Source organism: Pseudomonas sp. AC112 (genome assembly GCF_979253545.1).
The window spans coordinates 6604096-6616589 of record NZ_CEEDCM010000001.1 but is presented as its reverse complement, the minus strand read 5'-3'; the positions used below and the strand labels follow the sequence as shown (position 1 = coordinate 6616589).

The following is a 12494-nucleotide window of genomic DNA, read 5'->3' as shown; positions in this document are numbered from 1 at the left end:
AGGGGGACTTCCTGTAGGTCATGATGCTCACCTCCAATAACCGGGAAACATGCTGATGCGCCGCTTGAGGGCGAGGGGGAGGCGGCGCTCCAGATGGCCCAGCCGGTAGCCGAGCAGTTTGAACGCACTGCGCACCAGTACTTCGGGGACACGGTGCAAGGCGCCGGCCTTGCGCAACGCAGCGAGCTCGGCCAGCACATAGCGCTTGCCTTCGCCCCCCGCGTCGCCAAAGGCCTGCCGGATCCACGGCTCGCGGCCATAGAACACGCCGATGTCGAAGTAGCGGTGAAACTCATCCATGAGTTTGTAATCGTGGGAGTGATGCACCAGCGCCGAGGCGGCGTAGCGCACTTTGTAGCCTTCGAGCAGCATGCGGGCGGCCACATAGGCGTCTTCGCTGCCGATCACGTCGGCCGGGAAACCGCCCACCGCCTGCAGCACGCTGCGCCGGTAGACGGAAAACGAGTCGGAACTGAAACAGGTCTTGATCCCCAGTTCCGGTGCATCGGCCAGGCTCTTGCTGCGGCTCTGCTCCGGGTAATTGAAGTGCCGCGATTGCGCACCCAGCACACCGGCGTCGGGGTGCGGCAGTTGGCGCCCATAGGCCACGCCGTTGAGCGGGTCCTGCTGCAATTCGGCGAGCAGGTTGGCGAAGGTTTCCGGGGTGGCGGGGATCGCGTCCTGGGTCATCACGATCAGTGCGTCGCCGCCCACTTGTTCGCTGGCCCAGCGCCGGGTGCCGCCGTGGTTGAAGTCGCGCGCGTCGATCACCTCCACCCGTGCCCCGAACGCGCGAAAGCGCGCCACGGTGTCATCGCTGGAGGCGCTGTCTACCACCAGCGTTTCGTCGGGTTGGAGGGTTTGCATCTTCAGCGCCGGCAGCAGGCGGGCCAAGTGGCTGGATGCGTTACGGGTCGGGATGATCAGTGAGGTGCGCATGTCATTTTTTCACTTCTGCGGGGGCGCGCCCGTAGATGTCATCGAAGCGCACAATATCGTCTTCGCCCAGGTATTCGCCGCTCTGCACCTCGATCATCACCAGGTCGATGATGCCGGGGTTGGTCAGCCGGTGTTTGTGCCCGGCCGGGATGTAAGTGGACTCGTTGGCGTTGATCAGGAATTCGCGCTCGCCATTAGTAATTTGCGCCGCACCGCTGACCACCACCCAGTGTTCGCTGCGGTGGTGGTGCATCTGCAGTGACAGCGAGGCCTGGGGCTTGACCACGATGCGCTTGATCTTGAAGCGGCTGCTTTCTTCCAGCACGGTGTAGGTGCCCCACGGCCGGGTGACCGTGCGGTGCAGGCTGTACGCCGGGTGATTCTGGCGCTTGAGCTCGGCGACGATGTAGCGCACGTCCTGGCTGCGGTGGGCGTCGGCGATCAGCAGGGCGTCGGGGGTGTCGACGATGATCAGGTCGCGCACGCCCACGGCGCCGAGGACGCGCTTGGGCGAGTCGATGTAGCAGTTGTGCACGTCATGCAAGATCGCTTCGCCGTTGACCTGGTTGCCATGGGCGTCACTCGGCGTGAGCTGGCGCAGGGCCTCCCACGAACCGATGTCGCTCCAGCCGATGTCGCAGGGCACCACCGCGACTTGCTTGGACTTCTCCATCAGCGCCACATCGATGGACACATCCGGCGCGCTGCCGAACGCTTCGGCGTCCAGCTCGCGCTGGCGTGAGGTTTTGTTTTGCAGGCTCTGGCTGTGTTCCAGCGCGGCGCGGGCGGCTTCCAGTACATCGGGCGCATGGGCGGCGAGTTCGTCCACCAGGGTGCTGGCCTTGAAGCAGAACATGCCGGCGTTCCACAGGTGCTTGCCGCCATCCAGGTAACCCTGGGCAGTGGCCAGGTCGGGTTTTTCCACAAAGCGTTTGACCCGGTTGCCTGTGCCCAGCGGCTCACCTTGTTCGATATAGCCAAAGCCGGTTTCCGGGTGGTCGGGCTGGATGCCAAAGGTCACCAGGTAGCCGGCTTCGGCCAGGTCGCGGGCCTGGGTCACGGCCTCGGCGAACGCCACTTCATTGAGGATCAAATGATCGGCAGGCATCACCAGCAACTGCGCCTCACCGCCGAAGTGTTCCTGCACATGCAGCGCCGCCACGGCAATCGCCGCCGCCGTATTGCGGCCGAACGGTTCGAGCAGCAGGTCCAGCGGCAGGTGGGCCTTGTTGACCAGGCGGTAGTCATCCAGGGTGCGGAACAGCAGGTCGCGGTTGGTCACCGTCAGCACGCTTTCTACGCCGGGCAGTTTGGCGGCGCGTTGGAAGGTTTTCTGCAGCAGGCTCTGGCCATCACGCATGCGCATGAACGGCTTCGGCATGTTCTGCCGGGACACCGGCCACAGCCGCGTGCCCGACCCACCGGAAATGATGCAGGGAATTAATCCGTTGAGTGTGTTCATCAATAGACTTCCTTGGTGGAAAGGACGGCCGGGACCGTCATGAAGACGATGTACAAGTCAAACCACACCGACCACTTGGAGATGTACTCCAGGTCGTACTCGACACGTTTCTGGATCTTGAACAGGGTGTCGGTTTCACCCCGGTAACCGTTGATCTGCGCCCAACCGGTGATGCCCGGTTTTACCCGGTGCCGCGAGCTGTATTCGCTCACCGCCACCTCGAAGGGAATGCCCGCCGCCTTGGTCGCGGTGGCATGCGGACGTGGGCCGACCATGGACATGTTGCCCAGCAGCACGTTGAACAGTTGCGGCAGCTCGTCAATGCTGGTCTTGCGGATGATGCGGCCCACGCGGGTGATGCGCGGGTCTGCGCGGGTGGTCTGGCGTTCGGCGGTGAAGTCGCTCTGGTCGGTGTACATGGAGCGGAACTTGAACACGCGGATTTCGTTGTCGTTGTAGCCATAACGGTTCTGGCGAAACAGCACCGGCCCCTTGGAGTCGAGCTTGATCGCGATCGCCGTCGCCACCATCACTGGCGACAGGCACACCAGCGCCAGGCTGGCGAGCAGGAAGTCCTCGCAGCGCTTGATCACCGGCGACCAGCCGCGCAGTGGCAATTGCGAGGTGTTGAACATCAGGATGCCGCCCACATCGGTGATCTTGCTGTGGCCGTAGCGCAGGGCCGCCATGTCTGGCACCAGCATGACGTTCACCGACAACTGCCGCAGGCGGTTGACCAGCCCATGGATGCGCTGTTCGGCGGCCCAGGGCAGGCAGATCATCACCTGGTTGACCTGCTCGGCGCGGATCAGCTTTTCCAAGTCACGGGTGTTGCCCAGCAGGGGCAGGCTGCTCAGTTCCTTGGGAATGCGCTCGGTGCGGTCATCGATGAAGCCGATCAGGCCGGAGCGGATGTCACCGTTGCGTTGCAAGTGATCGGCGACGTGCACGGCGGTGTCGGTAAAGCCCAGGATCACGGTGCGTTGCAGGTATTTGCCGGCGCGCATCAGCCGGCTGTACAGGCGCAGCATCACCAGGCGCTCCAGGCAAAACAGCCCCAGGCTTGCGACGTACCACACCGCCAGGTTGCGCGGGGTCAATTGCGGGAAGAACTGCAGGATCTGGTACATGAACAGCAGGATGCAAAAGGCCGCCGTCCAGGCCTTGATCTTGGTTTTCAGGCGCAGGCGGTTGCTGAACAATTCCTCGGAATAGATACCCAGGGCCTGGAACAGAATGATGGTCAGGACCGCGAAAAAAACCAGCAGGCCCAGGAAGTGGGCGCGCAGTTCAGGGTCCATCGGGTCCAGGAAGAGCACCAGGACCAGTGGGGGCAAAATGGCGGTGAGGCCATGGATCAATTTGACGAAAACAACAAAGAACTCAACAAAACCGGCGCGCGTTAGAAACAGACTGTCGACGGACGACTTTTCTCGCATACAAACATCCCTCATTGCACTCCAGGCATCAGTGTTCGAGTGTTTGTTCAATTAAGCAGAAGGTTGCTTAGAACACGGGTCGAACGACTACGCTGGGTAATACGCAACTTTCCAATACAAATGCACAATCCAAATGCAGTTATCCATTTGAGTGGATTTCGCGGGTGTAGTGACTTAAGGAGTGTTCCCTTTGGGTGTTCAGTCAACTAATTGACGATGGTGCGGAGGCGGCATGCTAGACAGGTTAATCAGTCTTTTTTGCGGCATTTTATTGACATTCCTTGTCCGGACACTCGGTCATTGGCTGTGTTTTTGAGTGTAGGAACAAATGTGAGATTTTTCCTGCTTAAAGGAAAAACCTTTTTTGCGGCGAGGTAGGAAAGGGGGACAAAGAGGGTGTGGCAGGGCGCACTTAGTGCCCTGCCACCGGGGCTTTCGCCGGATCAGAAGTTGCCTTTCAAACTAACGGTGAAATTGCGTGGTTCACCGTAGAAGTTGCCCCAAGAGGCGGTGCCGACCGTGTTGTAATAGCTTTTGTCGAACAAATTGTTGCCGTTGAGCGCGACCGTCCAAGTGTCGTCGATGCGGTATGCCACGCGAGTGCTCCAGGTCGCGTAACCGGCCTGTTCCAGCTTGATGGTCTGCACGCGGTAGTTGCTGCTCTGGGCATTGACCCCGGCACCGACGCTCCATTTCGACAGCGCACCGTCAAGCTGGTAGTCACCCCACAAGCGCAGCATATGCCGAGGCACGTAGGTGTTGGATGAGCCGCCTTCGACCTTGCTGTCGATGTTTTTCAGGGACTTGGTCTGAGTGTAAGTGTAGCCGCCGAAAAGCTGCAGGCGTTCGAGCAATTCGCCGCTGATTTCGGTCTCCACACCTTGGGCGCGCACCTTGCCCGTGTCGGTGTAGCAATAGCCATCGGCGGAGGTCGGGCACATCGTGGTGTAGTCGGATTCAGCGCCGTTTTTCTCGATGGCGCGGAACAATGCCAGGGAGCTGTTGAGGCGCCCGTCGAACCATTCACCCTTGATCCCCAGTTCGTAGTTGTCACCGATCTTGGGCTTGAGCGCCGCGCCATCGACGGTGGCGTAGGAGCTTTGCGGTTGGAAGATATCCGCGTAGCTGGCGTATACCGACAGGTGCTCGTCAAGGTCGTAGATCAGTGCGGCAAACGGCGTGACTTCGCCGGTTTCCTTGGTTCGTGCGTCCTGCACAGCCCATTCGCCCCAAGCCAGGTTGTTGGACTGGCGACGGTTTTCGTACCAGCTCACACGGCTGCCGACGATAAACATCAAGGGCTCGGCCAGGCGCAGGCGCAAGGTGGCGTAGGTGCCGTATTGCGTGGCGGTTTCCTTGACCGTGCCACCACGGTACATGTTCGGCCAGAAGGTGTTGTCGGCCGGTTCCGGGAAGTGGTGGTCGGGTTGGTAGATACTCTGGCGCTTGGGCAGGTTCTGGATCGCGTACACGTCGTCCTGGGTGCCACGGCTGCCGTTGGCGCCGAGGATCAGTTCGTGTTGCAGGCCGAAGGCTTCGAACTTGCCGTCCACGTAGGCGTCGAGGCCGAAGTCCTTGTGGTCGTAGTCCATCAACGCTGCATAGGAGTTGGCCGTGGGCGCCGGGTTGCCATAGTTGATGGTGCCTTCGCTGGCGGCATACTTGGTGTCTTGCAGGTTGCGGCTGTGGACCGCCGCGACCTTGAGTTTCCAGTCATCGTTGAAGTGGTGGGTGACGTCGGCGAAGAACGTGGTGCGCCGGCTCTGCCAGTCGTTCCAGGATTGGCCCAGGCAGGTCGAGCGGCTCAGGTTGGCGCTTTTGCCATCGGCATAGCGCGGCAGGCCGCCCCAGCACGGGGTGGCGTCGACATCTTCATAGCTGGCACCGACGCCCAGGGTGGTGTCGGGCGTGAGGTCGAAATCCAGCGCGCCATAGAAAGCCTGGTCCTGGCGCTTGGCGATGTCCATGTAGGAGCCGCGCGTCTGCTGGCTGACGGCCGCGCGTCCACGCAGGGTGCCGCTGTCATTCAGCGGGCCGCCGGTGTCGACGTCGGCGCGGTAGTTGTCCCAGGTGCCGGCGGACAACGCCAGGCTGGTGGTGGGCTTGGCCTGTGGCCGCTTGCGCACGAAGTTCACCGCGCCGCTGGCGGTGCCGGCCCCCTTGAGCATACCGGCGGCGCCCTTGAGCACTTCCACGCGGTCATAAATCGCCATGTTCGCGCTGAAACTGTCGGCCTGGACGTAGTCCTTGCCCATGTCCAGGGGCACGCCATCGTACTGGTACTGGCCGAGCATCTTGAAACCGCGGGAATAGAAATACTTGCCACCCATGGGCGACTCGTAAGTGGTGATGCCGGGTGTGCGTTCCATCACGTCATCGATGGTGGTGACGTTCTGGTCGTCCATGAATTGGCGGGTCATCACGCTGACCGATTGCGGGGTTTCCCGCAGGCTGTGTTCGCCCTTGCCGATGGTGACCGCGCCGGTGGTATAGGAACCGGTGCCGTCGGTGGTGGCGCCCAGGCGTTCAGCGTTGATGAGGGTGGCGCCCAGGTTCAGCGAGCCGCTGTCGGCCACTTGCGGCAATAACAGCCATGTGCTGTTGCTCTGGCGCTGGGCTTGCAGGCCCTGGCCGCGCAGCAACTGTTCGAGTGCCTGCTGAGCGTCGAAGCGGCCGCTCAAACCCGGGCTGGTCTTGCCGGCAACGCTGGTGGCATCGTACGACAGGCTGATGCCGGCCTGGCGCGCGAACTGGTCCAACGCACTGGCCAGGGGGCCCGACGCGATGGTCCAGTCGCGGGCCTGGGTGTCGCTGGCCGGTGTGTCGGCCATCACCGCCAGTGGCGCGGCGCCGCTCAGGCAGACGCCAAGCAAGGCAGCCTGTACCGCGCGCTTGAGGGGAGAACGGGGGGAGGGGAACGCTTGCATGACCGCGGAATGCTCCTGAAGGAAGTGGACAGATCCGGCCTGTTGATCGGCCTTTCCTTACAGGTCGAGCGGCAATCGGCATTCACCTCATTTATTTTTGAGAAATTACACGCGCGGTGAAACGGTCACCCAGTAGCGGCTGCGGTAGGTGACATCAAGCTTGAGCGATTGCGCCACCAGGCCCAGCACTTGGTCGGTGTCCTCCAACTGATAAGTCCCCGACACGCGCAACCCGGCCACGGCTTCGCTGCAGCGCAACAGGCCGTTGCGATAGCGGCCCAGTTCGGCGAGGAAGTCGTCCAGGCGCATGTTGTGGGCGCTGATCACGCCGTCGCTCCAGGCCCACGGGTCAAGGCCATTGGCGACCGCCGGGCGAATACCGTTGCGGTTGAACACCACGTGCTCGCCGGGACTGAGTACCTGGCGGGCGTTGGCGTCATTGCCATCGGCAAACACCGCCACCGCGCCCTGTTGCACCGCCAATAGCGTGCCCTGAGCCTCCTCGCGTACCAGGAAACGCGTGCCAAGGGCGCGCAGGTGTCCGTCGCGGGTCTGTACCCAGAAAGGGCGTTTGTCGAACCCGGTATCCACGAGTATTTCACCCTGGCGCAACTGCACCAGGCGGCGTTCGGGGGTGAACGCCGTGTCAATCGCACTGGCGCTGTTGAGCTGGATCCGGCTGCCGTCGTTCAACGCCACCCAGCGTCGTTCGCCGGTGGCGGTGCGGTGCTCGGCCATCAGGGCGGGCAGGGGCGTGTAGTCGCGGCCAAGCCAGGTCAAGCCAGCGGCCCCGGCAAACAGGCCCAGCAGTTTCAGGCCTTCACGACGGCTGATGCGTTGACGCGCGCCGCGCAGGGCATGCCGGCCGACCTGCGCCGGCAGCTGATTGAAATCGTCATTCATGGTCGCCACCCGCTGCCACACCTGCTGGTGCTCGGCGCTGGTGTGCAGCCAGCGCTCGAACGCGGCGGTGCTGGCGTCGTCAGCCACATTGAAACGCAGCGTGATCATCCACTGGATGGCCTGGTCCACCAGGCGCGGGTCAGCATTCGGCATAGCGCAACCGGTAGCAGGCGTGCAGGGCTTTGGACAGGTCGCGCTCCACCGTGGCCTTGGACACCCCGAGGCGCAGGGCGATCTGCGCGCAGGTCAGGCCGTCCAGTTGCGCGAGCAGGAAGGCTTCGCGCACCCGTGGCTTGAGCTGGTCGAGCAGGCGGTCGATGCGCTCCAGGCTATCGAGGATCAGCAGGCGGGTTTCTTCCGACGGCACCTCGACTTGCGGGAAATGCGCGAGGCTTTCCAGGTAGGCGCGTTCCAGTTCACGGCGCCGGTATTGGTCGATCATCAAGCTGCGGGCGATGCTGCTCAGGTACGCGCGCGGTTGCTGCAAGCTCTGTTGCTTGCGCGCGTTGAGCAGGCGCACGAAGGTTTCCTGGGCCAGGTCGGCGGCGTGTTCACGGCAACCGGTGCGCCGGCTCAACCAGCCGCGCAGCCATGAGTGATGGGCTTGGTAAAGCTGGCCGATGGCGGCATGGTCCAGTGGGTGATCGCTCGACATGGGCATCCTGGCGCAGCTGTCTTAATTGATAATGTTTCGCATTCTAATCGTTGCTCGTGACCCTTCGCAATTGCCGCAGCGCAATGTATCCAGCACAATTTTTTGTCCGCCCTGGATGCACGGACTAATCTGCAGGCTTTTCCCGGTGGAAGGCTTGAGCATGATCGACTTGGCGACCTTGGCGGTTTTTTCCGGTGCTGTGCTGTTGTTGCTGTTGTCCCCGGGGCCAAACATGGCCTTTGTGATCAGCCATGGCGTCACCCACGGTTGGCGCGGGGGGATGGCATCGGCACTGGGTATTGGCGTGGCCGACGTGCTGTTGACCGCCTTGACGGCGACCGGGGTGACGGCGTTGGTTGCCAGTTGGCCGCCATCCTTTGACGTGATCCGGTATGCGGGGGTGGTCTACCTGTTGTGGCTGGTGTTCAAGACCTTGCAGAAAAACCCTGGACTGGACGCAGCGCACATCGACCGCGTGCCCTTGGGCCGGGTGTTTTTGCAGGCCATGCTCAATAGCTTGCTCAACCCCAAGGCGTTGCTGTTTTTTGTGGTGTTTTTGCCGCAGTTTGTACGGCCGGAAGTAGGGGCCATTGCGGTGCAGTTGATGGTGCTCGGGGGGGTGTTGACCTTGATTGCAGCTGTATTTCATGTGCTGTTGGGTATTTTTGGTGGGGCGCTGAGGCGGTTTTTTGCCAGTCGTTCACGGGGGCGCTGGCTACAGAAATGGGGGTTGGCGGCGGTGTTGACGGTGTTGGCGGTGCGCTTGGCGGTGATGTCTCGCCCGGCCTGATTTGATGAGCGTACGGCTGATGAAAATGTGGGAGCCGGCCTGCCTGCGAAAGCGGCCTCATAACCGACCACAATCTAACTGTCACCCCGCGATCTAACTGTAGGAGCTGGCTTGCCAGCGATGGCGGCCTCACAACCGACCACAATCCAACTGTCACCCCGCGATCTAACTGTAGGAGCTGGCTTGCCAGTGATGGCGGCCTCACAACCGACCACAATCTAACTGTCACCCCGCAATCCAACTGTAGGAGCTGGCTTGCCAGCGATGGCGGCCTCACAACCGACCACAATCTAACTGTCACCCCGCAATCCAAATGTGGGAGCTGGCTTGCCTGCGAAGGCGGCCTGACAGCCGACCTGGATGTTGGATCAGACCGGGTACATATCCGTTATTTGGGTAATGGCTGCTATGGGTTCCGCCCTTACGGCGGCTCACTTTTGAAAAGCCCAAAAGTAAGCAAAAGGCTCTTGCCCCAACACTCGGCACCTCGCCTAGGCTCGGTGTGCCCGTAATCCGACAGGTATTTGGGGGGCCGCCGCCACGCGCCATCCATGGCGCGGGGCGGCTAAACCGGCATCCCTGCCGGTTTACCCCCCAAATACCTGGCGGATTACGGCCAGCGTGTTTGACGGGGCGCCTGAGATCAAAAGCAGGATCAAGAGCAACATCAAGATCAAGAGCGGCTCGCTTCGCATCGTGGTTAGCTTGGAGGCTGCGGGTCTATCGCCGGCAGGTGCTTTGCAGAATCAGCCCAATCGAGCAGCCGCGCGTGCGACGATCTCGCCGCGCACCCTGCGCGATTCGGCGGTGCGTTTGTTGGCTTCTTCCAGTACGTGCTGGGGTGCGGTGTCCGGGCGGCCGGAGTCGAAGGGCGGCGCGGGGGCGTATTCAATTTGCAACTGCACCAGTTGCGCCGCCGCTTCGCTGTACAACTCGGCCGCCAGGGTGAGGGCGAAGTCGATGCCGGCGGTGATGCCGCCGCCGGTCAGCAGGTTGCCGTCACGGACCACGCGTTCCTGGACGGGAATGGCGCCGAGCGGGGCGAGCAGGTCGTGGTAGGCCCAGTGTGTCGTCGCCTTGCGTCCACGCAGCAAACCAGCCGCACCCAGCACCAGCGCGCCGGTGCACACCGAGGTCACGTAGCGCGCGGTCTGTGCCTGGGCCTTGAGGAAGTCCAGGGTCTGCGGGTCTTCCATCAGTGCGCCCACGCCGGAACCGCCGGGTACGCAGATCACATCCAGGCGCGGGCAGTCGGCATAGGTCATGGTCGGGGTGAACACCAGGCCGGTACTGGAGGTGACGGGTTCCAGGTCTTTCCACACCAGGTGCAGTTTCACCTCCGGCAGTGAACCCAGCACGTCGTAGGGGCCCGTGAGGTCCAGTTGCTGGATGCCGGGGAACAACAGAAAGCCGATCTGCAAGGTCATGAATGAAGCTCCGTGAAAGGGGTGGACGGCTTCACTGTAGAGGCCTAGGCTTTGGCGGATACGCCATTGAACCCACGAATCACGCCAATCATGCCTCGAATCGTTCACGTCCTCGCTTTCGATAACGCCCAGGTGCTTGATGTGACCGGGCCGCTGCAGGTGTTTGCCTCCACCAATGACCTGGCGCGCCAGCGCGGTGAACCCTTACCTTACGCGGTCTCGGTGATCGCCGCCCAAGCGGAGCCGGTGAGGACCTCCGCCGGCCTGGCCCTGGTCGCCGAGCCGTTGCCCGCTGCGGACGCGCCGTGCGACACGTTGGTGATCGCCGGCGGTTGGGGCGTGTACGGTGCTGCCGAAGACCCGGCCCTGGTGGACTGGGTGCGCGAGAAAGCCAGGCACACCCGGCGCATGACGTCAGTGTGCACCGGCGCGTTCCTGCTGGCCGCCAGCGGCATGCTCGACGGTTGTCGCGTGGCCACTCACTGGACCCGTTGCGAAGAGCTGGCGCGCAAATTTCCGTCGCTGACGGTGGAGTCCAATCCGATTTTCATCCAGCAGGGCGCCGTCTGGACGTCCGCCGGTGTCACCGCTGGCATCGACCTGTGCCTGGCGCTGGTGGAGGAAGACCTTGGCCGCGCCGTTGCCCTGGAAGTGGCGCGGCACCTGGTGGTGTTCCTCAAGCGCCCCGGCGGCCAGTCGCAATTCAGCGTGACCTTGTCCCTGCAAAAAGACGACAGCCGCTTCGCCGAACTCCACGCCTGGATGGCCGAAAACCTGACCCTCGACCTGAACATCCCCACCCTGGCCGCCCAGGCCGGCATGAGCGAGCGCAGCTTCGTGCGCCACTACCGCGCCGAAACCGGCCAGACCCCGGCACGCGCCGTCGAGTTGATCCGCGTTGAAACCGCGCGCCGCCAATTGGCGGACAGCTCGGCGTCGATCAAACGTATCGCTGTGCAGTGCGGGTTTGGCTGTGAAGAGACCTTGCGACGCAGCTTTCTGCGCGCGCTGGACGTCACGCCCCAGGCCTACCGCGAGCGCTTTTCGCCAAGCAGTTCCAGCAGCGCATCAAGTGTGGCCTGTGGCGCTTCCTGAGGCATATTGTGGCCCACGCCCGGCAGCACCTGGCGCCGGTAAAACCCGCTGAAATGCTCGATGTCGTCATCCTCCTCGGGCGGCGGGCCCACGCCATCATCGGCGCCGCACAACGAAATGCTCGGCACTGAAATTGCCGGTTGCAGGGCCAGCGCGGCTTCAATGTATTCCAGCGTCGGATCGCCGGGCGCGTACATGAAACGATGGCGATACGAGTGAATCACCACCTCGACAAAATCCGGGTTATCGAACGACGGCGCCGTCTGGTCGTACAGGCTCGGCCCCTCGGCCCAGGACGGCGACCACAGTGCCCACAACAGCTTGCACAGTTCACGCCGGTTGGCGGTCAAGCCGTCCACGCCGCGCTGGGTATGGAAGTAGAACTGGTACCACAAGCGATGCTCCGTGACAGGCGCCCGTGGCTTGAGGGATTTGGCAATGTCCTGGATGTTGTAGCCATCCGCGGTCACCAACCCGCGCACCCGCTCGGGCCACAGCGCTGCGACGATACACGCGGCACGCCCACCCCAGTCGTACCCGGCGAGGGTGGCTTGCGGGATCGCCAGCGCATCCATGAAGTCCAGTAGGTCCTTGGCCAATGCCGCCTGCTGCCCGGAACGCATTACCTGCTCGTTGATAAAGCGCGTCGGGCCATAACCGCGCAGGTACGGCACCAACACCCGGCACCCGCGCGCGGCCAGTACCGGCGCGATCTCGTCATAGCCGCGCGGGTCATAAGGGAAGCCATGCAGCAGGATCACAGGCGTACCGTCGACGGGGCCGTGGGATTCATAAGCCACGTCGAGCATGGAGGTGCGCACGAAGTGCAGGGGGAAAGCGGTCGTCATGGTGGGCTC

General features: G+C 62.7%; 10 protein-coding genes. 2 read left to right on the top strand and 8 right to left on the bottom strand.

Annotated elements, in window-relative coordinates; all coding sequences use genetic code 11:
• Nucleotides 1-27: 27 nt before the first annotated feature.
• From AC0IYN_RS30380 to AC0IYN_RS30355, 6 genes are all read right to left on the bottom strand, one after another.
• On the bottom strand, nt 28-939 hold the full coding sequence (locus tag AC0IYN_RS30380) for a glycosyltransferase family 2 protein (protein WP_406597921.1): 912 nt from the start codon (nt 937-939) through the stop codon (nt 28-30).
• Between the two features lies 1 nt (nt 940).
• The gene (locus AC0IYN_RS30375; protein ID WP_099493852.1) at nt 941-2401 is read right to left on the bottom strand and encodes a mannose-1-phosphate guanylyltransferase/mannose-6-phosphate isomerase; all 1461 of its coding nucleotides are present in this window, start codon (nt 2399-2401) and stop codon (nt 941-943) included.
• Nucleotides 2401-3840, bottom strand: a complete 1440-nt coding sequence (locus AC0IYN_RS30370; protein ID WP_406597920.1) for an undecaprenyl-phosphate glucose phosphotransferase — start codon at nt 3838-3840, stop codon at nt 2401-2403. The genes AC0IYN_RS30375 and AC0IYN_RS30370 overlap by 1 nt, the downstream gene beginning before the upstream one ends.
• Nucleotides 3841-4283: 443 nt before the next feature.
• A complete protein-coding gene (locus tag AC0IYN_RS30365) occupies nt 4284-6767 on the bottom strand; it encodes a TonB-dependent siderophore receptor (protein WP_471844701.1) in 2484 nt (827 codons plus the stop codon).
• 105 nt (nt 6768-6872) lie between these two features.
• Nucleotides 6873-7823 carry a FecR domain-containing protein gene (locus AC0IYN_RS30360; protein WP_457267361.1) on the bottom strand — a complete coding sequence of 317 codons (951 nt, stop codon included), beginning with the start codon at nt 7821-7823 and terminating at the stop codon, nt 6873-6875.
• On the bottom strand, nt 7810-8325 hold the full coding sequence (locus tag AC0IYN_RS30355) for a sigma-70 family RNA polymerase sigma factor (RefSeq protein ID WP_078047746.1): 516 nt from the start codon (nt 8323-8325) through the stop codon (nt 7810-7812). Before AC0IYN_RS30355 ends, AC0IYN_RS30360 begins: the two co-directional genes overlap by 14 nt.
• Before the next feature lie 160 nt (nt 8326-8485).
• Between AC0IYN_RS30355 and AC0IYN_RS30350 the strand changes: the two genes are divergently transcribed.
• Nucleotides 8486-9115, top strand: a complete 630-nt coding sequence (locus AC0IYN_RS30350; protein WP_457239749.1) for a LysE family translocator — start codon at nt 8486-8488, stop codon at nt 9113-9115.
• 746 nt (nt 9116-9861) lie between these two features.
• Here the strand turns inward: AC0IYN_RS30350 and inhA are convergent.
• Entirely contained in the window at nt 9862-10542 is a 681-nt protein-coding gene (inhA, locus tag AC0IYN_RS30345; RefSeq protein ID WP_078047747.1) for an isonitrile hydratase, read from the bottom strand.
• Between the two features lie 90 nt (nt 10543-10632).
• On the opposite strand from inhA, the gene AC0IYN_RS30340 reads away from it, so the two are divergent.
• Nucleotides 10633-11637 (top strand): GlxA family transcriptional regulator, encoded by a 1005-nt coding sequence (locus tag AC0IYN_RS30340; protein WP_406597916.1) that lies wholly within the window; start codon nt 10633-10635, stop codon nt 11635-11637.
• Here the strand turns inward: AC0IYN_RS30340 and AC0IYN_RS30335 are convergent.
• Nucleotides 11571-12485, bottom strand: coding sequence for an alpha/beta fold hydrolase (locus AC0IYN_RS30335; RefSeq protein WP_457239745.1), 915 nt, complete (start codon nt 12483-12485; stop codon nt 11571-11573). The two genes, AC0IYN_RS30340 and AC0IYN_RS30335, sit on opposite strands and share 67 nt — an antisense overlap.
• Nucleotides 12486-12494: the final 9 nt, after the last annotated feature.